General features: G+C 60.5%; 19 protein-coding genes and 2 tRNA genes. 8 read left to right on the forward strand and 13 right to left on the reverse strand.

The features are described from left to right. Positions 1–72: 72 nt before the first annotated feature. The 3 genes from AB3Y40_RS04740 to AB3Y40_RS04750 are packed head-to-tail and all read right to left on the reverse strand — an operon-like array spanning position 73 to position 3,550. On the reverse strand, positions 73–2,034 hold the full coding sequence (locus AB3Y40_RS04740) for a putative bifunctional diguanylate cyclase/phosphodiesterase (protein WP_369437649.1): 1,962 nt from the start codon (positions 2,032–2,034) through the stop codon (positions 73–75). A 45-nt stretch (positions 2,035–2,079) separates the two neighbouring features. Further along, complete coding sequence (gene lipB / locus AB3Y40_RS04745; RefSeq protein WP_369437650.1) at positions 2,080–2,772, reverse strand: lipoyl(octanoyl) transferase LipB; 693 nt, start codon at positions 2,770–2,772, stop codon at positions 2,080–2,082. Then, positions 2,765–3,550 (reverse strand): LytTR family DNA-binding domain-containing protein, encoded by a 786-nt coding sequence (locus AB3Y40_RS04750; protein WP_369437651.1) that lies wholly within the window; start codon positions 3,548–3,550, stop codon positions 2,765–2,767. The genes lipB and AB3Y40_RS04750 overlap by 8 nt, the downstream gene beginning before the upstream one ends. Positions 3,551–3,651: 101 nt before the next feature. On the opposite strand from AB3Y40_RS04750, the gene AB3Y40_RS04755 reads away from it, so the two are divergent. The 7 genes from AB3Y40_RS04755 (at position 3,652) to AB3Y40_RS04785 (ending at position 10,011) form a co-directional block, all read left to right on the forward strand. After that, on the forward strand, positions 3,652–4,134 hold the full coding sequence (locus AB3Y40_RS04755) for a DUF2306 domain-containing protein (RefSeq protein WP_369437652.1): 483 nt from the start codon (positions 3,652–3,654) through the stop codon (positions 4,132–4,134). 53 nt (positions 4,135–4,187) lie between these two features. After that, positions 4,188–4,274 (forward strand) — tRNA-Leu (locus tag AB3Y40_RS04760). A gap of 190 nt (positions 4,275–4,464) precedes the next feature. After that, complete coding sequence (locus AB3Y40_RS04765; protein ID WP_459553965.1) at positions 4,465–5,604, forward strand: ABC transporter ATP-binding protein; 1,140 nt, start codon at positions 4,465–4,467, stop codon at positions 5,602–5,604. A 76-nt stretch (positions 5,605–5,680) separates the two neighbouring features. Beyond that, positions 5,681–6,793 (forward strand): extracellular solute-binding protein, encoded by a 1,113-nt coding sequence (locus AB3Y40_RS04770; protein WP_369437653.1) that lies wholly within the window; start codon positions 5,681–5,683, stop codon positions 6,791–6,793. 71 nt (positions 6,794–6,864) lie between these two features. After that, complete coding sequence (locus AB3Y40_RS04775) at positions 6,865–7,152, forward strand: DUF1330 domain-containing protein (RefSeq protein ID WP_369437654.1); 288 nt, start codon at positions 6,865–6,867, stop codon at positions 7,150–7,152. Then, on the forward strand, positions 7,153–8,778 hold the full coding sequence (locus tag AB3Y40_RS04780; RefSeq protein WP_369437655.1) for an ABC transporter permease: 1,626 nt from the start codon (positions 7,153–7,155) through the stop codon (positions 8,776–8,778). It abuts the gene before it with no gap. A 3-nt stretch (positions 8,779–8,781) separates the two neighbouring features. Next, a complete protein-coding gene (locus AB3Y40_RS04785; protein ID WP_459553966.1) occupies positions 8,782–10,011 on the forward strand; it encodes an ABC transporter permease in 1,230 nt (409 codons plus the stop codon). Between the two features lie 10 nt (positions 10,012–10,021). Here the strand turns inward: AB3Y40_RS04785 and AB3Y40_RS04790 are convergent, their stop codons facing one another. The 7 genes from AB3Y40_RS04790 to AB3Y40_RS04820 form a co-directional block, all read right to left on the reverse strand. Beyond that, positions 10,022–10,951 (reverse strand): AEC family transporter, encoded by a 930-nt coding sequence (locus tag AB3Y40_RS04790; RefSeq protein ID WP_369437656.1) that lies wholly within the window; start codon positions 10,949–10,951, stop codon positions 10,022–10,024. A 103-nt stretch (positions 10,952–11,054) separates the two neighbouring features. Then, on the reverse strand, positions 11,055–11,852 hold the full coding sequence (locus AB3Y40_RS04795) for an MBL fold metallo-hydrolase (protein WP_369437657.1): 798 nt from the start codon (positions 11,850–11,852) through the stop codon (positions 11,055–11,057). Beyond that, entirely contained in the window at positions 11,849–12,634 is a 786-nt protein-coding gene (locus AB3Y40_RS04800; protein ID WP_369437658.1) for a TatD family hydrolase, read from the reverse strand. The genes AB3Y40_RS04795 and AB3Y40_RS04800 overlap by 4 nt, the downstream gene beginning before the upstream one ends. 10 nt (positions 12,635–12,644) lie before the next feature. Continuing rightward, positions 12,645–13,769, reverse strand: a complete 1,125-nt coding sequence (locus AB3Y40_RS04805) for a DNA polymerase III subunit delta' (protein WP_369437659.1) — start codon at positions 13,767–13,769, stop codon at positions 12,645–12,647. Then, complete coding sequence (gene tmk, locus AB3Y40_RS04810) at positions 13,766–14,374, reverse strand: dTMP kinase (RefSeq protein ID WP_369437660.1); 609 nt, start codon at positions 14,372–14,374, stop codon at positions 13,766–13,768. The genes AB3Y40_RS04805 and tmk overlap by 4 nt, the downstream gene beginning before the upstream one ends. After that, complete coding sequence (locus AB3Y40_RS04815; RefSeq protein WP_369437661.1) at positions 14,371–15,540, reverse strand: D-alanyl-D-alanine carboxypeptidase family protein; 1,170 nt, start codon at positions 15,538–15,540, stop codon at positions 14,371–14,373. The genes tmk and AB3Y40_RS04815 overlap by 4 nt, the downstream gene beginning before the upstream one ends. A 22-nt stretch (positions 15,541–15,562) precedes the next feature. After that, positions 15,563–16,453, reverse strand: coding sequence for an SPOR domain-containing protein (locus AB3Y40_RS04820; RefSeq protein WP_369437662.1), 891 nt, complete (start codon positions 16,451–16,453; stop codon positions 15,563–15,565). 252 nt (positions 16,454–16,705) lie between these two features. Between AB3Y40_RS04820 and AB3Y40_RS04825 the strand changes: the two genes are divergently transcribed. Beyond that, positions 16,706–16,795, forward strand: a tRNA-Ser gene (locus tag AB3Y40_RS04825). Positions 16,796–16,797: 2 nt separating this feature from the next. On the opposite strand, the gene AB3Y40_RS04830 is transcribed toward AB3Y40_RS04825, so the two are convergent. The 3 genes from AB3Y40_RS04830 to AB3Y40_RS04840 all read right to left on the reverse strand — a co-directional run bounded on the left by AB3Y40_RS04830 (position 16,798) and on the right by AB3Y40_RS04840 (position 19,473). Then, complete coding sequence (locus AB3Y40_RS04830; RefSeq protein ID WP_369437663.1) at positions 16,798–17,199, reverse strand: hypothetical protein; 402 nt, start codon at positions 17,197–17,199, stop codon at positions 16,798–16,800. A gap of 718 nt (positions 17,200–17,917) precedes the next feature. After that, positions 17,918–18,145, reverse strand: a complete 228-nt coding sequence (locus AB3Y40_RS04835) for a M48 metallopeptidase family protein (protein WP_369437664.1) — start codon at positions 18,143–18,145, stop codon at positions 17,918–17,920. Between the two features lie 203 nt (positions 18,146–18,348). Beyond that, on the reverse strand, positions 18,349–19,473 hold the full coding sequence (locus AB3Y40_RS04840; protein WP_369437665.1) for a glycoside hydrolase family protein: 1,125 nt from the start codon (positions 19,471–19,473) through the stop codon (positions 18,349–18,351). Between the last annotated feature and the right edge of the window lie 249 nt (positions 19,474–19,722).

The following is a 19,722-nucleotide window of genomic DNA, read 5'->3' on the forward strand; positions in this document are numbered from 1 at the left end:
CCGGGGCAACACGCGAAGTGGCCGAGGTGCTGGGTAATATTGGCGCAGGGGCGGGGGTGCCGGTGTTCGAAATCAGGCGGATTTTGGTATCGGTGCGTAAAGGCTTTGCACGACGGCGTTGGCCTGTTCGAGCGTCAGAGGCCGCGCGAAATAGAAGCCCTGGAACTGGTCGCAGGACATGGCGGTCAAGACTTCGACCTGACGGCGGGTTTCGACCCCTTCAACCGTAACCGACATGCCCAGCTTATGACCAAGCAGGATGATGGTTTCGATGATGTCGAAATAGCGCCCTTCTTCAAAGTCGTGGCCGGAGAGGAAGGATTTGTCGATCTTGAGCTTGTTGAAATGGTATTTCCACAGATAGCCAAGGCTGGAATATCCGGTGCCGAAGTCATCCATCGCGACGCTGATCCCTGCATGCCGCAGGCGTTGCAAGACGGCGCTGACGCCTTCTTCGTCCTGCAAAAGCAGGCTTTCGGTGAGTTCCAGTTCCAGCCGTTCCGGGGCAAGCCCGATGCGGTCAAGGTCAGCGATAATGTCATTGGCCAGATTGCTGTTCTGAAACTGCACAGGTGAGAGGTTTACGGAGATATAGATCGGGGCGGGCCATTTGCGGGCGGCGCGCATCGCCTTGCGCAGCACGACCTTGCCCAACTCGTGAATCATGCCGGTGCTTTCGGCAACAGGAATAAATTCGTCAGGGCCGACAATATTGCCCTGTTCATCGCGCAAGCGGGCCAAAGCCTCGAACCCGTTGACCTGCCCGGTTTCGGCATCGACGAAGGGCTGAAAGTAAACCTCAACCGCGTGATCGAAACCGACGCTGCGCAGATAGCTTTCGATCTGATTGTGTCGCCCGGTGACCTGATCGAGCGCATCGACGTATTCGACCGTCTGGCCATAACCGTCGGAAATCGCCTTGTTCAGAGCCAAATCAGCGGCATGTAGCGCGCGGTCAACCGGTTGGCCCACGGGCGACAGATGCAGCCCGATGCAGGCAGTGCATTGCACTTGCTGACCATCGATCGGGCAGGGGGCGGCAATGGCGTGCTGCACCTCGTCTGCGCAGCGGCGCAACGCTTCTCTGGTGGTGGTGGGCAGGACCAGCATGAATTCATCGCCATTCATCCGCCCGACAAAGCCTGCAGCCCCCGCGATCCGCAAAAGCCGGTTGGCGGTTTCGCACAAATAGGCATCTGCCACGGCCGGGCTGTAGATGTCATTGACCGCCTTGAAGTTATCCAGATCGACCAGAATGATCCCGATCTGTTCAGCCGGGTCGCGCCTGTCGGCAAACAGCGGTCGGATCTTGCCTGCGATGCCATTGCGGTTCATCAGCCCGGTGAGCGCGTCCTGCCGCGACAGATTGGCGAGTTCCTGTTCGCGCAGTTTGGCCTTGCGGGTGATGCGGATCGTGATCAGCATCGGCAAAAGAAAGGCAAAGGCCGACAGGATCGGCACGCCCATCACCACAAGGCCGGTCACCGTCGACAGCGATACGGCTGTGCTGGTGTGCCGAGTCCGCTGCTTTGCCACGCCGATTTGAGTGCCGTCATCTGCAAAAAGCGGAAGGATGGCGACGGAATCGACCACGTTGTGCAGACTGGTGTCCGGAACATCTTCAAACCAGATGTGCAGCGTGCCATTTGCGGCAGCCTGCTGCACCGCGTCTAGCGTGGCCTGTTCGGTCAGCCGTTGGGGCATGTTGCCATGGCCAACGATCTGCGTGCCGTCTAAGGAAAAGAGGGAAAACCCCTGCACCCCGCCATAGCTGTGCGCCATATGGAACGCGGATTGCTGGGCTGGTGACGCGGGTTGACCCGCCAAGAGGCCCGGCAATCCCGGCGTATGATCCACAAGGTGTTCACCCCATGCGCGCACGTCGCTTTGCGCCTTGGCCCGTAATTCATGTTCGCGCGCGAGCTGCAATGCATAGTAGGTTCCGACCACCAGAAGCCCTGCGAGTGCCACCGTGCCCAAAACGGCCCAAAAAACCTTGCGGTCGGAATTTTTGGCGGCCGTGGCAGGGAGCATCTTTCACCTCATAAGTCTCGCAACGGACTAGAGGTGAAGATTTAACTATGCGCTAATTTCGCCCCCTGCATCGCAGCTTTTTGCAGAGCTTTGTTCCATCACGGTCGCAAAGGTGCGGCGAAGGGCGACATCAACGTCGTCCATTGTCACTGGCAGGCCCAGATCAACGAGCGATGTGACGCCATGTTCGGCAATGCCGCAGGGGACGATTCCGTCAAAATGGGACAGATCAGGTTCCACATTGATCGACAGCCCGTGAAACGACACCCATTTACGCAGCCTGATGCCCAGAGCGGCGATCTTGTCTTCGCGCAGGCTGCCATCTGCAGCAAGAGGTTTGTCGGGGCGGGTGACCCAGACGCCGACACGCCCTGCGCGACGTTCACCGGTTACGTTGAATTCGGCCAGTGTGGCGATGATCCAGCTTTCCAGATCGTGCACGAAGCAGCGCACGTCACGGCCGCGTTTGGAGACATCAAGCATCACATAGGCCACACGCTGGCCCGGTCCGTGATAAGTATATTGCCCGCCGCGCCGCGCCTCGAACACGTCAAAGCGGTCGGGGTCGACCAAATCCGCAAGTTTGGCCGAGGTGCCGGCGGTATAAAGCGGGGGATGTTCCACCAGCCAGATGCATTCATCCGCCGTGCCTGCGGCAATGGCGGCGGCGCGGTCCTCCATGAAACGCAGTGCGTCGGGGTAAGGGGTCAACCCCGGTGCGGTGATCCAGTCAACCATGGGCGGTCGGCCGGGGCAGAAGGCCTGCTTTGCGGAGTGCGGGCATATTGGCGCGGCTCACCGGGATTGTGGCCCCGGTGGACAGCGTCAGTTCGGCGCGATCCCCCTGACGTTTGACCGCTGTGATCTGATCCAGCGCCACCCAATGCGAGCGGTGCACTTGCAGGCCCGCCACGTCACCGGTTTCACGCATCGCATCAGCCAGTCGCATCAGCACCATGTCTTGCCCTTTGGTGGTCATGACGTTGACGTAGTGATCGCTGACCGAAAGCGCAACAAGGGGGCCGCGCTTGTCAAACGGCAGGCGGTCAAGGATCGCGGGTGGTGCGGTGTCGGCGGGCGCGTCCGTCGTCAAAAAGAGCGCGAAGAGGACCGAGATCACCACAGAGATCACCGTGACATGGAACAGGGCCACCAGCACCTCTGCCGGGGTGTCCATCACAAAGCCAAAGCTGGCATAATTGATGGCGGCGATCACGGCAAAGATCGGTGGACCCATGGCGACACCAGCAATGGCAAAGCGCGGCAGCGTTGCGGGAATGCGGTCGTAAAGGATGTGCTGGACCAGTGCCGAGACAAAGTTGCCGACCGCGTAAGTGAGAAACACAAGCCCGATCCAATAAGCCATACGGGGCAGGGTGGCCATCAGGTCAAACGTATCAAATGGACCGGCGAGCCCTACCATGACGCCGGTGCACAAGAGCGCCACAAGCATCCGCACATCGCCAAACGTGGTCCGCAGTTCACGTATCGCGAATGGGAAAGCGCCGTCAGCCACGTTGTTTTTCTGCCTTTTGCGTATCGGGTTTTGCCCCGCGAGGGGCGTTTTGCAAAAGGTGCCATGACATCGCGACAACCACAACCAACGGAGCCTGACCCATGACTCTCACCCCGATCCTGACCGCACCGCTGATGGTGCAAATCCATCTGCTTTGCGCCGTGTTGGCGATATGTCTTGGCCCGGTCAACATCTGGCGCAAACGCCGTGACAGGCTGCATCGGATGATGGGTGGCACGTGGATGTTGGCCATGTTCGGGTTGGCGACCAGTGGCCTGATGATGAGCAGTTGGGCCGTTATTGGCCCCTTCAACCCGATCCATCTGTTTTCGGTTCTGACCTATATCTCTTTGGCCGAAAGCATCTGGCACCTGATCAACCGCCGCTTTGCCCAACATGGGCGGGCCATGCGCAGCCTTTATTTCCAAGGTTTGGCGATTGCCGGGTTGTTCACATTCCTGCCGGGGCGGACGCTGAACGAGACCTTCTTTGCGGCGTCGCCCCTTGCGGGTTTTGTTGCAACCTTTGTCGTTGTCGGCGGACTGGCCTGGTTGGGCTGGCGGTATCAGCCACGGGTTGCGTGAATTCCCTCTTGGCAAGGTCGGACCCCTGATCTAGAAGACGCGCAGCCTGACTTGCGGTCGTGGCGGAATTGGTAGACGCGCAGCGTTGAGGTCGCTGTGAGGTAACACTCGTGGGGGTTCGAGTCCCCCCGACCGCACCACGCCCCTTTCGACACATTGGTTTTCAAAGCGCTTCTGCCCTGTGGTCCGCGCCGGGCACAGCGGAATGTCGTGGCTGGACCGCAAACAGGCGATTGGCCTCTTTTGCGGGCACCAAGGGGCCATGTCGCCTGCAAGTGGCAACATGCCGCTGAATTGGTTGCAATCGCGTCAAACGCTTGTTTTAGTCTGATGCAATGGCGCGACAAAGCCGCCAATGGGGAGAACTACGTGACCGGATCAAGTCATGAAAGCGCTTTCGTTGCGTTCGAACGTGTGCAGAAAAGCTATGACGGCGAAAACCTTGTCGTCAAAGACCTGAACCTTTCAATGCCCAAGGGCGAGTTTCTGACGATGCTGGGGCCATCGGGGTCCGGGAAAACCACATGCCTGATGATGCTGGCCGGGTTCGAGACAGCGACCCACGGCGAGATCAAGTTGGACGGGATCAGCATCAACAACATTCCGCCGCACAAGCGCGGCATTGGCATGGTGTTCCAGAATTATGCGTTGTTTCCGCATATGACCGTGGCCGAAAACCTCGCGTTTCCGCTGCAGGTGCGCAAGATGGGCAAGGCCGAGCAGGAAGTAAAGGTGATGCGCGCGCTGGGCATGGTGCAGATGCAGGACTTTGCAGGTCGCCGTCCCAGCCAGTTGTCAGGTGGCCAGCAGCAGCGGATCGCGCTGTCGCGCGCGCTGGTATTTGAACCCGAACTGGTGCTGATGGATGAACCTCTTGGCGCGTTGGACAAGCAGTTGCGCGAGACATTGCAGTTTGAGATCACCAATCTGGCACACGAGCTGGGGATCACGGTGGTTTACGTCACCCACGACCAGACCGAGGCGCTGACCATGTCAGACCGCGTGGCGGTTTTTGACGATGGCCGAATCCAGCAATTGGCCCCGCCCGATCAGCTGTATGAACAACCAGAGAACTCTTTCGTGGCGCAATTCATTGGTGAAAACAACACGTTGGAAGGTGTTGTTCAGGAGATCACCGGCGACACTTGCGTGGTCAAGTTGGACAATGGCGACATCATTGATGCGATGCCAGTCAACGTGGCCAACGTGGGCGAGCGCACCAAGGTCAGCATCCGGCCCGAGCGGGTCGAATTCGACAAGTCACGCTTGCAGGAAGGCGCGCATACCCTGAAGGCTGAAGTGCAGGAATTCATCTATATGGGTGACATTTTCCGCACCCGTCTACGGGTCGCAGGCACCGATGATTTCATCATCAAATCGCGCAACGCGCCCGATCAGACCCGCCTGAAGCCCGGCGAGCAGATCGAGATTGGCTGGTTGCCACAGGATTGCCGGGCGCTCGACGCCTGACCGCAATAGGGCCGCGCCGCGCCCGGCGGTGCGCCTTGAAAAAAGATCAAACCGGGTTTCGAAACGGGAGAACGACATGAAACTGACGACAACACTGATGGCGAGTACCGCCCTTTCGCTGGCGAGCACGGCTGCGTTTGCAGACGGTCACATGGCCGACGAAATGACCATCGTAAGCTGGGGCGGGGCCTATACCTCGTCACAGCAGAACGCGTATCACACGCCTTATTCGGAAATGACCGGAACAACGATCATCAACGATGATAGTTCGGCCGAGGGTATCGCGAAGCTGCGGGCCATGAATGAAGCGGGCAACATCACCTGGGACCTGGTTGACCTTGAGGCCGCGGACGCGATCCGCGCCTGCGACGAGGGTCTGGCGATGGAGATTGACCACGACGAAGTACTGGCCGCGGCACCGGACGGCACAAGTGCCAGCAATGACTTCGGCGACATGATCGTCTCTGACTGCTTTATTCCGCAGATCGTGTTCTCGACGACCTTTGGCTATCGCACCGATCAGGTCGCTGATGGCGTCGCACCGCCAACCGGCGCCTGTGATGTGTTCGATCTGGAGACCTATCCGGGCAAGCGCGGTTTGAACAAGCAACCGATTGCCAACATGGAATGGGCGCTGCTGTGTGATGGCGTGGCCTATGAGGACGTCTATGACACCCTTGAGACCGAAGAGGGGCAGGCGCAGGCCTTTGCCAAGCTGGACACCATCAAGGATCAGACGATCTTTTGGTCCTCTGCGGCCGAGGCGATCCAGCTTCTGGCTGACGGTGAGGTCTTCATGAGCTCAACGTTCAATGGCCGCCTGTTTGCCGCGATTGAAGAGCAGGGCCAGCCGATTGGCATGGCCTGGGACTGGCAGATGTTTGATCTGGATGGCTGGGTGATCCCGGCTGGTCTGCCCGAGGACCGTCTGGCCCGGGTGCTGGACTATGTCTATTTCGCAACGGACACCCAGCGCCTTGCGGATCAGGCCAAGTACATCAGCTATGGCCCGGCCCGGATGTCGTCGGCCCCGCTGGTCAGCACTCATGCCACGCTAGGGATTGAGATGGCACCGCATATGCCGACCGATCCGAACAATGCCGAGAACACCTTTGTGAACAATTACGAATGGTGGGCGGATTACCGCGATGACCTGGACGCCAAGTTCCAGGCATGGTTGGCGCAATAAGCGCTGAGGCGTGAAAAAAGGGTAGGGCGGGGTTTGACCCCGCCTTGCCACCACAGCAGCAGGAGCGGACGATGCCCAAAGGTTATATCATCGGACATATCAAAGTGACGGATCCCGAGGGGTATCCCGAATATGTGCAAAAGGACACGCCGATCCTTGAAAGCCACGGCGCGCGCTTTGTCGTTCGCGGTGGGCAATCCGAGACGCCGGAGGGGGTCGAAATGGGCCGCCATGTCGTCATTGAATTCGACAGCTACGCCGCCGCCAAGGCGGCCTACGAAGACCCCGAGTACCAAGCTGTCGCCGAGATCCGGCGGCGCTGTGCAGAAAGCACAATCATTCTAGTTGAAGGTGTCTAGATGACTGATGCAGCAGGCCCGATGCTGGCGGCCGACGGCACGCCGCTGAAAAAATCGCTGAACCGGGCGTTGCGCCGTCAGAAGATGCGCGCGCTGCTGCTGATCGCCCCGTTGCTGCTGTTCATCCTGCTGACCTTTATCTGGCCGATTGGACAGATGTTGTTCCGGTCGGTCGAAAACCAGATTGTCAGCGATGTGCTGCCCCGCACCGTGGTCGCGGTTGCCGATTGGGACGCCAGCACCGGCGAAGCCCCCGGCGATCCGGTGTTTGAGGCTTTGGCCCAGGACATGATGGTCGCGGTCGAGAAAAAGGTACACACGCGGCTTGGGTCGCGGCTCAATTACGAAACATCAGGTATCGCGTCGCTTTTCCGCAAGTCCGGTCGCCGCGTGGATGATATGGGCGAGGTGGCGATGGATCAGTTTGTCGATCTGGACCCCGGCTTTGAGATGCCCGCCAATTGGGCGGTGCAACTGGGCAGCGCAAACTGGAACGCGGCCCTGACGGATTGGACCAACGCAGGCGAAGACGGGATGCCGCCGCAGTTCGAGGCTGATCCGGGTGCAGCGGAGGCGCTGCCGCAGACCGTGGCGCTGTACCGGGATTACGCAAACTTTGTGCGCAGCGAGGAAGACAACCCGCTGAAAGAAGACATCTGGCCCATTCAGTTCCACGTCCTGGCACAGGAATTGGGCGAAGCCGATCTGTCGGCTGTAGCGGGGACCGGGCTGCCGTTGGTTGATGCCCAAGGGGCCGTGGGCGCATTTGAAACCGAGGATTTGCGCGCCGCCTTTGTCGATGTGGACGAAGACTGGAACAGTGTCGAAGTCTGGCAAACCATCCAGACCTACAGCCCGAACTACACCAGCGGGTATTTCCTGAACTCCATCGACCGCCAGAAAGCGCCCGACGGGTCCGAATGGCGGCCGGAAGATCAGCAAATTTACCTCACGCTTTTCTGGCGCACGATGGTGATGTCCTTGGTCATCACCTGCAGCTGTATCCTGCTGGGCTATCCGGTGGCCTGGTTGCTGGCGAACCTGCCGGCGTCCAAGGCGAACCTGCTGATGATCCTTGTGTTGCTGCCATTCTGGACCTCTCTTCTGGTGCGGACATCCGCGTGGAAGGTGCTGTTGCAACAGCAAGGGGTCATCAACGAGCTGCTGGTCTGGATCGGGCTGGTGGGGGATGAGAACCGGCTGGCACTGATCAACAACGCCACGGGCACGATCATTGCGATGACGCATATCCTGCTGCCTTTCATGATCCTACCGCTTTATTCGGTGATGAAGACGATCCCGCCCAGCTATTTGCGGGCGGCGAAATCGCTGGGGGCAACAAACTGGACGGCCTTTTGGCGGGTCTACTTCCCGCAGTCGGTGCCGGGGATCGGCGCAGGCTCGATCCTCGTCTTCATTCTGGCGATTGGCTACTACATCACGCCCGAGATTGTGGGCGGCACCAAGGGTGTCTTTATCTCCAACCGGATCGCCTATCACATCTCATCCAGCCTGAACTGGGGTTTGGCCGCGGCGCTGGGGTCGATCCTGCTGGCGATCGTGCTGATCTTCTACTGGATGTACGACAAGATCGTCGGCATCGATAACGTGAAGCTGGGGGGCTGAGCCATGACCACATTCATGACAGCCGCCGACAAGGCCGCCGCCGCTGACAACACCTGGAGCTTTACCGTGCCGCTGACCGCCGCCTTTGGCGCGGTGTTGGGGGTGTTGGGCGGGCAGGCCGCAGGGCTGGGCGTGCTGACCGGGCTGGTGGCAGGGGCTGTCATTGGCGCTGCATTGGCCTATGCGCTGGCGGTGCATTTGCCCAAACGCACAGGTCGCTGGGTCGCGATCGCCGTATGCGCCGCACTGGGGCTGGTGCTGGGCGGTTTGCCCGGTGCGCTGGCCGGTGGCATCCTGGGCGCACTTTTGGGCTGGTGTGCCTATTGGCTGTCGACGGGGGCCTACCGCGCGGGCGTGCCGCCCTATGCCACCACAGGGCAGGTGTTGTGGCACAATACCTTCAAACTGATCTGCGGGCTGATCTTTTTCTTCCTGATCGCCCCGATCATCACGATCATTCCCTTGTCGTTCAACGCGCAGGACTTTTTCACCTTTACGCCCGAGATGCTGGCGCTGGACCCCGCGGGATACAGCCTGAAGCATTACGAAGACTTCTTCACCAACGCCGACTGGCTGCGCCCGATGCAGAACAGCCTGATCATTGCGCCCTTTGCCACGATCATTTCAGTGTCCCTGGGCACGTTGGCGGCGATTGGGTTGAGCCAATCCCACGTGCCGTTTCGGCGCGGGATCATGGCGATCCTGATCTCACCAATGATCGTGCCGCTGATCATCTCGGCCACGGGGATGTTCTTTTTCTACAGCCAGATGGGGCTATGGATGGAGAACACGCTGGGCATGTCCAAGTCGTTGTCGGGTTATATCAAGGTGATCCTCGCGCATGCGGCCTTGGGCATTCCCTTTGTCATCATCACGGTGACGGCGACGCTGGTGGGGTTTGACAATTCGCTGACACGGGCAGCGGCGAACATGGGCGCGACGCCGGTCACGACCTTCTTTAAGGTGCAGATGCCGTTGATCCTGCCGGGCGTGATCTCTGGCGGGTTGTTTGCGTTCATCACATCCTTTGATGAAGTGGTTGTGGTGCTTTTTGTGGGTGCTGCGGCGCAAAAGACGCTGCCGTGGCAGATGTTCACTGGATTGCGCGAGCAGATCAGTCCGACGATTCTGGCGGTGGCGACGGTGCTGGTGGTGATCTCGATCATTCTGCTGACGGTGGTTGAACTGCTCCGGCGGCGGTCAGAGCGGTTGCGGGGCATGTCCCCGACTTAGGGTCAGGACCCTAGGGCAGGACCGAAAGCCAGCCCCAGGCGGTCAGCACCGACAGACCGGTCGCGATCAGGACCGATGACGCCGCGACCCGTTTCGCACGGTCATACATATTGGCAAAGACATAGGCGTTCACGCCGGGGGCCATGGCCGCTGTGATCACGAGCGAGCGCTGCGCCTCGACTGGCAGCCCAAAGCCCGCGCCAAGGGTGAACGACAGCGCCGGTTGCACCAGCAGCGTGATGGCGCAGACGTAAAGGATGACACGCATGTCGCCTTCGGGACGGTAGCGGACCAGCACGCCGCCAAGGCCAAAGAGTGCGGCCGGGAGTGCCGCGCGGATCATCATGTCAATCGCGTCGGTCAGGACGACCGGCAACGGGAGCCCTGTGAGATTGACGGCAAAGCCAAGGCTGATGCCGATGATCAGGTTGTTGCCGAACATGGCCTTTGCGACCTTGGGCAGGGTCTGGCGCAGCTTGCCGCCGCGATTGCGGATAAACTCCATCAAGGTAATGCCAAGGCCGTAGCAAAAGGGTGCGTTGATCGCGACGAGCGCGTAGTTTCCCGCCAGTGCGTCGGTGCCATAGGCGCGCTGGGTGATCGGGATACCCAGCAGGACGGAGTTGGCAAAAAGGCAGCAAAAGCCGATGACCACGGCGTCTTCCCAGTCGCGACGGAACAGCGCGCGCGCGCCCAGCAACCCCAGCAAGAAGCACAAGGCTGCGACGCCGTAGTAGCTGAACAGCAAAGCCGGATTGAAGTTCTGGCCCAGATCAAGGGTCGAGATGGCGCGGAACAAAAGGCAGGGGATCGCGAAGCCTTGGGTGAAGCGCATCAGCTGGTCCGCGCCTTCGGGTGCAAACACACCGCGCCAAACGGCGAGGTAGCCAAAGCCGATCACCAGAAAGACCGGCAGGATGACATCAAGCAGCGCTGTCATGGGCAGGCCAGATTTTTGCAAAAAATCTGGGTCAGAAAATGTGCCATTTTCTGGTGCCTCCGGCGGGGATTATTGTGGCCAGAAGAAGCAGGGGTGAGGTGCGTCATGGCGCGGGTCGGGTCAAAGTCATACCGTCGTAGGCGGGGGTGATATGATCCGGTGTTTCGGCGCTGAGCGTCGCGTAGTCGAGGTCGATATGCATATTGGTAATCACCGCCTGCGCCGGTTTGGCGCGTGCGACCCAGTCCAGTGTTTGCGCAAGGTGGCTGTGGCTGGGGTGGGGATCACGGCGAAGCGCGTCGACAATCCAGATTGCCAGGTTGTCGAGCACCGGCCAGACATCATCGGGAATAGCCGAGACATCCGGCAGATAGGCAAGATCACCGATCCGGAAGCCAAGCGCGTCAATTGTGCCGTGTTCAACCTCGAACGGGGTCAGGGTGATCGGGCCGCCTGCGCCCACGATCGTCACGTCGCCGTCGATGGTGTTGAGATCGCAGATCGGCGGATAGGCCGATCCGGCGGGTTGGACGAACGCATAACCAAAGCGCGCCAGAAGCGCGTTGCCGGTATCGCCATCGGCCCAGACAGGGATGCGGCGGCGCATATTGTAGACAATCATGCGGATGTCATCCAGCCCATGCACGTGATCTGCGTGGGCATGGGTGTAGATCACGGCGTCGAGTTCGCCGATGCCTGCATCCAGCAGTTGGCTGCGCAGGTCGGGAGAGGTGTCGATCAAGACGCGGGTGGTGCCATCGGGGCCATCGCGTTCCACGAGCAGCGAACAGCGGCGGCGGGTGTTCTTGGGGTTCGCAGGATCACAGGCCCCCCAGTGGCCGCCAAGGCGTGGCACACCGCCAGACGAGCCGCAGCCGAGGATGGTGAAGCGCAGCGTCATGCGGTGGCCTTCCAGAACAGCCGGTCGAAATTGGCCGTCGTTTGGGCTGCGAAGTCGGCATAGTCGATCCCGAAGGCCTCTGCCGCGATGCGTGCGGTATGGGCGGTGTAGGCAGGCTCATTCCGTTTGCCGCGATGGGGCGGTGGGGCAAGGTAGGGGCTGTCGGTTTCCACAAGGATGCGGTCGCGCGGGGCGGCGTTGAAGATGTCGCGCAGGTCGGCGGACTTGGGAAAGGCGGCGATGCCTGACATTGACAGGTAGAAGCCGAGGTCGAGGGCGGTTTGGGCCAATGCGGCCGAAGAGGAAAAGCAGTGCATGACGCAGGTGAATGCGCCGTTGGCGTATTCCTCGGACAGGATGCGGGCCATGTCGTCGTCGGCGGCACGGGCATGGATGATAAGCGGCAGTTTGGTGTCGCGAGCGGCGGCGATATGGATGCGCAGGCTGTCCTTTTGGATCTGCGCGCTGTCGGCGGTGTAATGATAGTCCAGCCCGGTTTCGCCGATGCCCACAAATTTGGGGTGATCGGTCAAAGCGACCAGTTCGTCATAGGTCGCGAGCGGTTCATCGGCGGCAGACATCGGGTGGGTGCCGGCGGCATAGAAGACTGGCGCAAAACGTTCGGCCAGTGCACGCACCTGCGGTTCCAGCCGCAGTTTGGTGCAGATTGTAACCATGCGGGTCACGCCAGCCTCTGCCGCGCGGGCGATCAGCGCGCCGTGTTCGCCGTCGAAATCGGGAAAGTCCAGATGGCAGTGGCTGTCGACAAGGGCAGGGATCATCGGCGCGCTTTCAGGGGGCGGCGTGGTCGCGCGCCGTGTGTTCGATTGCAAAAACCATATCAAGGATCAGCGCCGCAGGGTCAAGGTTGACCGCCCGCCCGTGACGCGCGCGTGCAGAAAGCGATTGCTGAAGGTCGGCCCAAGCGCGCGCGGCGCGGTCATTGGGCGACAGGCGCGCCAGCAGCCGTGCCTCGCCCGGGGCGCCCTGGCTGCTGGGTTCGCCCATAAGTCCGGTGCGCGCGGCGCGGGCCAGCAGGTGGTCCAGCAGGTCAAGTGTCAGAGCAAATCGGGTGTCTGCATTGCGGCCTGCACAGCTGTCCGCGAGTTTCAGCAGAGGCGGACGCGCGACATTGGGCAGGCCTGACATCAGGTCCACCAGTTCCGCGTAAAGCGGTAGGCCGTCGTGCGACAGAAGCCGGATCGCATCCCCCGCAGAGCCGCCCGAAAGCGTGGTCAGCGCCTCTGTCTGGTCGGTCTGGAACCCGGCCTGATCAAGTGCGGCGGCCAGATCAGTGGCGGCCAAGGGCGCGCAACGCAGCTCGCGGCAGCGCGAACGGATTGTGGGCAAGAGGCGCGAGGGTTGATGGGCAATCAGAAGGAGCGTGGTGTTGGCGGGCGGCTCTTCCAGTTCCTTGAGGATCGCGTTGGCAGCGTTGCGGTTCATTTCATCGGCGGCATCCACGATCACCACGCGGTGGCCACCATCGGTGGCCGACATGTGAAAGAAGTTTTTGAGCGGCTCGAGCGCCTCGCGCGTGATGTCGGCCTGCAGGGCGCCGGTCTTCTCATTGACCATGCGGCGGATCACCAAGAGGCCGGGATGGCTGCCAGATTGTACAAGGCGGGCATCGGGGTGATCGGGGTCAATTGCAAGTGAAGTTGGCGGGGGCGGGGCCCCAAAGAGCCCGTCATCTTGCTGGGATGGGGTTGCCAGCAGAAAGGTTGCGATCTTCCACGCCAGTGTGGCCTTGCCCACACCGCGCGGCCCGGTGATCAGCCAACCGGAATGTACGCGGCCTGCAGTGAAGGCATCCAGAAAGTCCTGCTGTGCGCTGTCTTGCCCGATCAGCCGGGCCGTATCACGTGGGTGCGGTGCCCCCGCGATGCGGTCGGGTTCGGGGGCGTCATCGCTCATAAGTGGGCTGCGATTTCAGAGGTGATCGCATGCGGATCACGATTGCCGTCGATCAGAACGCAGCGATTGGGATGGGCATGTGCGAGGGCCAGAAACCCGTGGCGCAGGGTTTCCTGAAAGGACAGGCCCATATCCTCGAACCGGTCTTCGCCTGATTGCCGGGCAAGGCCCCGGTTCAGCGCGGTCGCAGGGTCCATGTCGATGATGAATGTGCGATCGGGTTCGCGCCCGATCATCAGGCTGTGCAGCTGGTCAACGGTGCCACGCAGGTCGCCACGGGTCGCCCCCTGATAAACGCGGGTGCTGTCGGCAAAGCGGTCGCAGATGACGGTCTTACCTGCGTCCAGTGCGGGTTGGATCGTCTTTTCCAGATGATCCCGGCGCGCAGCGGTAAAGAGCAGAAGTTCGGTTTCTGCGGTCCAGCGGTCGGGGTCACCGGTCAGCAAAAGTTGGCGAATTTCCTCGGCCCCCGGGCTGCCCCCGGGTTCGCGCGTCAGCACCACGTCCGCGCCTTGCGCGCGCAGAAGCTCTGCCAGCGCGCGGGCCTGCGTGGATTTGCCAGAGCCGTCGATGCCTTCAAAGGTGATAAAGCGGGGCGGCGTCATGCGGGGGCGTCAGCGGTCGCGGCGTTGATCTTGTCGAGCACCACCTGCATCGCGGTGCGCATCCGCACGGCAAAACCACCGCGCGGCACATCGTTTTCGGCCACCAGCGGCACGCGCGCCTCTGGCAGGCCATCAAGTGCGATGACCAGTTCGCCCAACTGCTGACCGGCGGTGACCGGGGCCTCAATCGGGTCGTTAAAGACAGCCTCGGCGTTGATCCCGTCCTGATTGGTCACGGGCACCAGCATGGAAACATCGGCCCCCACTGTCAGACCAACGGTGTCAACTTCGCCCATCCAGACCTGCGCCTCGGCGATGCGGGTGCCGGATCTGGCGACGTCTTTCTGCGCGAACTGACGGAAGGCCCAGTTGACAAGGCGTTCCGCCTCATCGGCGCGGGCCGCAGCACTATCGAGACCTGTCAGTACAAAGATCACGCGGCGGTCGCCCTGTTTGGCTGAACCAACGAGGCCATATCCCGCCTCTTGCGTGTGGCCGGTTTTCAGCCCGTCCGCGCCGATGCCCAACGACAAAAGCGGATTGCGGTTTTGCGTATTGGCGGGCGCGCGGCCATCAAAGGCATAGGTTTCTTCGGCAAAGAGGGGGTAGAACGTGGGGAAGTCGCTGATCAGGTGATCAGCGAGAATACCCAGATCACGCATTGACATCTCGTGCCCCGCTGCGGGCCAGCCAGAGGCGTTCTTGAAGGTCGAATTCATCATCCCCAATTCGCGCGCCCGGTTGGTCATCATCTGGGCAAAGGCGCTTTCGGTGCCTGCCAGCCCTTCGGCCAGCACCACAGAGGCGTCATTGCCCGACAGCACGATCACACCACGCAGCAAATCCTCGACCGAGACACGGTCGGTGGTGTCCAGAAACATGGTCGAGCCGCCAAAGCTGGCCGCGTGGGTCGACACGGGCAGCATGGTGTCCACGTCAAAGCGGCCATCCGCGATCGCCTCGAACGCCAGATAGATTGTCATCAGCTTTGACATCGAGGCGGGCGGCAGCGGTTCGTCTGCGTTTTTCTCCATCAGGACGGTGCCGGTGGTCTGGTCAAAGACGTAAGCGGCGCGGGCCTTGGTTTCGAACACCTGTGCCAGCGCAGAGGTGGCCACGAAAAGCAAGGCAGTGGCGGTGGCGAGGGTCCGCAGGGCGATGGGCATGTGGCAGCTCCGTCTGGATGCGTTAGTTGGTCACAAAGTAGGCATCACCAAAGCCAAGCGCCTTGACCTTTGCCAGCACCGCAGCGCGGTCCGCTGCATTCGGGGCAGGGCCGACGATGACGCGCCAGAACGATTTGCCCTGGCTTTGCTGGGACAGGACGCGCGCTGACAGGCCGTCGCCGCGCAAGCGGTCAGCGGTCCGGGTGGCGTTCGCCTCGATCGAGAAGATCCCGATCTGGATGAAGGGCTTTTCAAGGCTTGATGTGGGGGCAGGGGCCGGCGCAGGTGCGGGGGCAGGGGTTGGAGCCGCGGCGGCCAATTCTGCCGTCTCAATCGCGGCAGCGGCGGCACCGGCGACGGGATCAAGCGGTTCTGCTGTGATTTCGACCGGGTTGTCGAAATCGGTGACGGCAGCGGCCACTTCGGCAGGGCCTTCTTCGCGCCGCAGGGCGATCACGGACAGCGATTGCGGCGCACCGGCCAGCATGCCCAGTTCTTCGGCGGCGTCAGAGGAGACCTGCAAGGCCGGGCCGGGGTTTTCACGTTCGCGACGGAAAAGTGCGCCAATGACGAACTTGTCGTTGCTGGGGTTGCGGATGATCACCCGTTCGGGGCCAGAGGCATCCGGGTGCGCGACCCAGACGCCACCAAGGCTGGGGCGTCCATCCCACAGGCCGTTTTCGCTGACGGAAAACACCTCTGGCGCTTCGACATCGCGTTCCACGGTGGGCCCGGCGCTCAGCGGGGCCGCAGGATCGGCGGGGCCTTCCGCAGCCGCGCCATCGCCACCAAAGTTCGGTAGGCTTGGCATCTGGAACTTGCCTTGTTCGTCACAGGCCGCCAGCCCGATGACCACAAAAGCCGCAGCACTCAGCCGGATTAAACCGGTCTTCAATTGAACATCGCCTGACATCGCTCGCCCCTTGCATTTATCCTCACCCAGGCGCGCACCACAGGTTGTTGGATCAACCGTTTTTCTGCACACCCACGTGCCACCCATAGCACAGGTCACGCCGCTTGCGTGCCTGCCCCACGGCTGGCTAGCGCTACAATAGCGGCGAGGGGGCCGTTTTGGAAGGCCGGAGCGCGTCTGTTCGGCGGATTTCCACAAAGCGTGATCATGTCTTTACGACCGGCAAGGAAGGCACTAAACCCCGTCTTCAGCGGAGGCTTGGCAGAGTGGTCGAATGCACCGGTCTTGAAAACCGACGAGGGTGAAAGTCCTCCCAGGGTTCGAATCCCTGAGCCTCCGCCACATCAGCCAAATATGTGTTTGATGTTAAAAAGTAGATTTCGAAATCTCGCTTTTCGTTCCCACACCTGCTCCCACATCTGACGCGACTCGCAAAATGGGTCTATGCGTCGTTGTGACCGCGTTCTTCGCCAGTAATCAAGCGTCGCTGATCCTTCCGCCACGCGTTCTGATACAGGAAACAGAGGATCGTCCGGGCCATAAAGGGCGGTTGCGTCCAGATAGGTGATCCAACGGGCCAAAATCTCTTCGGCTTTGGGAACGCCCTTGTGAAAGAAGCTCTCGATATTCTTACGGAACTTGGTCGCACCATTGCGCGGGTTCTGGCGCACCGACGTGTCCTCGAAATCAACGTGCTTGACCCGCAGCGTGATCGCAGCCCCGGCGCGCGTGCCTTCGGGCATCATCGACTAGGCGCGTTTCGCTTGGTTGATGCTGGGGGCTTGCTTTTCCGATGCCGCACGCGCCTCGGCTTCATCCCGACGGGAAATGCGAAAATAATCGGCGTCCCGCAATCTGATCCGACTGCGAAATCTATCGCGCTGAATAAGCCAGATAAAGAGTTCGCGCAAAGTCGCCACGATGGCTCGGCTTATGGATTTGGCCAAAGGCTTTCCGAAGGGTCTGAGGTGCCAATACTCATCCTGACCAACGACCTTTGACGCACGCGGAACGCAGAATGGAACTTGGACACAACGCGGGTTCGAAGGGTCGTGGCCTGAGGCAGCTGACCGGCGATGAAAAGATTGCTCTGGTTGATAGATCGCCTCTCAGCTGGGGCTTTAGGGTCAGCGACGACAACAGGGCGCGGGCCTTGCTCCGCAGCCTGCCAAATGCCGAAAAACTTCTCGAAGAGCGTGGCTGCGATGCGGATTGGCTCAGAGTGAATACGACAAGCTGCTTAGCTGGCACTGTCCGAAAGGTCGGCGCGCGCTCGATTGGATCAAAAAAGCTCCGGCGAACCAACACTGAGCCTGCCCGGTTTAACCGGGCGGGCCGTCGGGGCGAGGGGCGGGAAGCGGTCGTTCGCGGCTGCTGCAAACACCGCTGCCTGCCGACAGCCGAAGCCGACCTACAGAATGTGTTTGAGAACATCATGATCCAAGAAGTGCCTAAGTTCAGGTTTCAGAGTGCCGGGATTGGCAACTCGTTCAATTCAGCGCGCACCTCGGACCAGCTCAGATCGTGCGTTGGCAAGAGATCGAAGAACCTTGGGCTATGGGTCGGTGCGAATATCTGAATCAACTCGTGAACTACGACGTATTCGAGCAAGTCCCGGGGTTTCTTAACAAACTCTGTATTCAGGCGAATGGTCCGCTGTTTCGCGTTGCAGCTTCCCCATTTGGTCTTCATGCGCTGCAGGAAATAGCCTTGGACTTCGACACCAATCCGGCTTCCCTACTTCTTGATCAAGGGGGGCGCGCGACGAAGCTTGAGGTGCCAGTTGGGTACCACCATCGCACGGGTCTACAGAGTGCTTTCAGGGCGCATTCGATACCGTCGAGTGGGGGCATCCAACTCACGAGACTATCATTCCAGCTTGCGGCTCTGTCTTTTCAGAGGGTTACAATTCGCCTGAGCCGCGATAGCGCTTCGACGTAATAGTAGTCACCGTAGATCAGTGAGACGTCTATGCCCAAGCCCGCAGGATGATTGAATGTCCCTCCGCGAATGATCCCGTCGCTTTCATTATCCCAATTGCCGAAAGCCTCGTATGTGGACTTGGCAATTGCGTTGGCTGCTGAGAGATATTTTTGGGCCTCTCTCTCTTCGAGTTGGGATGCAAGAACGAGCATGCCACACGCGGCACACATTCCGGCAGAGGTATCCCGCGGTGTCGCCTCGGTCCGCAGTACGCGAAAATCCCAATGAGGGACATTGTCCGCAGGCAGTTCGCGAATGAAAAAGTCGGCGACGTTTTTGGCGATTTCAAGGTAGCGGGGGTCTTTCGTATATCGATACGCAAGCGCCATGCCGTGAACCGCCCATGAAGTTCCACGAGACCATGCAGAGGTTTCCGAAAATCCCTGCCCGCTGCGCACCCTCACTTTTTCGCCCGTAAAGGGATCGAACTCGACCATATGATTGATCGAGGAGTCGGACCGAATGAAGTGTTTGATGACGGTTTCGGTATGGGCGATGGCCACATGTCGAAATCTTGGATCGCCGGTTTCCTCACTGGCCCAGTAGAGCAGCGGCAGGTTCATCATGCTGTCGATGATGCTTAAACCTCTTGGATCGGAATCGTTCACGTCATTGACGTTCCAGGCGGACAGGTAGTTGCCCTTGATGTTGAACCGGCTTGCAAGGTGGCTGGCCGCCACGAGACCCCGCCGTCGCGCTTCCGTGTCTCCCGTCGATTTGAAACGTTTGACGGACGTCAACTGCCACATGAAACCGACGTCGTGGTGCAGGTTGACGTATGCGTTCAGGGCTTCGTCCATCCGCATCTCGCAGCGCAGGGCGATGTCAGCGAAAGGGGCGTGATCTGTGTCGTCGTGCAGCAGCCAAAGCAGACCCGGCCAGAAACCCGTAACCCATCGCCACGTATCGTCGGTGAGAACGTAACGTCCGGTGTCATCCGTCATCGTCGGGAAGCGCGGTCCGATGGCCGTGCTGGTTTTCTTCACCTTATCGACCAGTGCCGTCCATGCATCGTCTGTCCAACTTGTGTCGATCATGCCTTCTTCCTGCTCTGGACCGTGGGAAAGCGTCGCATCCCCGGTCTTGACTTGATTCCGGCGCGCTTGCGCAGGGCGTTTGACCCAAGGTCCACAACGCTTGTCACTTTCGCCCACGCGCCTGTCCGCTGGCCGTTTCGGAGCGTTCGGAAAATCAATTGACATACGAGTATCATTGCGATTAACGTCCGTCAACAGCCAATGATATTCGGGTGTCATTCCGATATTGGGTGATTAGCCGTGGGGGGA

The organism is Yoonia sp. R2331, from assembly GCF_041103235.1.
Classification (GTDB): Bacteria; Pseudomonadota; Alphaproteobacteria; order Rhodobacterales; family Rhodobacteraceae; genus CANMYO01.

What these genes read in the sequence shown, in the direction of transcription:
- AB3Y40_RS04740 (WP_369437649.1), bottom strand. Translation starts at nt 2,034, where the DNA reads ATGCTCCCTGCCACGGCCGCCAAAAATTCCGACCGCAAGGTTTTTTGG.
- lipB (WP_369437650.1), bottom strand. Translation starts at nt 2,772, where the DNA reads ATGGTTGACTGGATCACCGCACCGGGGTTGACCCCTTACCCCGACGCA.
- AB3Y40_RS04755 (WP_369437652.1), top strand. Translation starts at nt 3,652, where the DNA reads ATGACTCTCACCCCGATCCTGACCGCACCGCTGATGGTGCAAATCCAT.
- AB3Y40_RS04765 (WP_459553965.1), top strand. Translation starts at nt 4,465, where the DNA reads ATGCAATGGCGCGACAAAGCCGCCAATGGGGAGAACTACGTGACCGGA.
- AB3Y40_RS04770 (WP_369437653.1), top strand. Translation starts at nt 5,681, where the DNA reads ATGAAACTGACGACAACACTGATGGCGAGTACCGCCCTTTCGCTGGCG.
- AB3Y40_RS04775 (WP_369437654.1), top strand. Translation starts at nt 6,865, where the DNA reads ATGCCCAAAGGTTATATCATCGGACATATCAAAGTGACGGATCCCGAG.
- AB3Y40_RS04780 (WP_369437655.1), top strand. Translation starts at nt 7,153, where the DNA reads ATGACTGATGCAGCAGGCCCGATGCTGGCGGCCGACGGCACGCCGCTG.
- AB3Y40_RS04785 (WP_459553966.1), top strand. Translation starts at nt 8,782, where the DNA reads ATGACCACATTCATGACAGCCGCCGACAAGGCCGCCGCCGCTGACAAC.
- AB3Y40_RS04790 (WP_369437656.1), bottom strand. Translation starts at nt 10,951, where the DNA reads ATGACAGCGCTGCTTGATGTCATCCTGCCGGTCTTTCTGGTGATCGGC.
- AB3Y40_RS04795 (WP_369437657.1), bottom strand. Translation starts at nt 11,852, where the DNA reads ATGACGCTGCGCTTCACCATCCTCGGCTGCGGCTCGTCTGGCGGTGTG.
- AB3Y40_RS04800 (WP_369437658.1), bottom strand. Translation starts at nt 12,634, where the DNA reads ATGATCCCTGCCCTTGTCGACAGCCACTGCCATCTGGACTTTCCCGAT.
- AB3Y40_RS04805 (WP_369437659.1), bottom strand. Translation starts at nt 13,769, where the DNA reads ATGAGCGATGACGCCCCCGAACCCGACCGCATCGCGGGGGCACCGCAC.
- tmk (WP_369437660.1), bottom strand. Translation starts at nt 14,374, where the DNA reads ATGACGCCGCCCCGCTTTATCACCTTTGAAGGCATCGACGGCTCTGGC.
- AB3Y40_RS04815 (WP_369437661.1), bottom strand. Translation starts at nt 15,540, where the DNA reads ATGCCCATCGCCCTGCGGACCCTCGCCACCGCCACTGCCTTGCTTTTC.
- AB3Y40_RS04820 (WP_369437662.1), bottom strand. Translation starts at nt 16,453, where the DNA reads ATGTCAGGCGATGTTCAATTGAAGACCGGTTTAATCCGGCTGAGTGCT.
- AB3Y40_RS04830 (WP_369437663.1), bottom strand. Translation starts at nt 17,199, where the DNA reads ATGATGCCCGAAGGCACGCGCGCCGGGGCTGCGATCACGCTGCGGGTC.
- AB3Y40_RS04835 (WP_369437664.1), bottom strand. Translation starts at nt 18,145, where the DNA reads ATGAAGACCAAATGGGGAAGCTGCAACGCGAAACAGCGGACCATTCGC.
- AB3Y40_RS04840 (WP_369437665.1), bottom strand. Translation starts at nt 19,473, where the DNA reads ATGATCGACACAAGTTGGACAGACGATGCATGGACGGCACTGGTCGAT.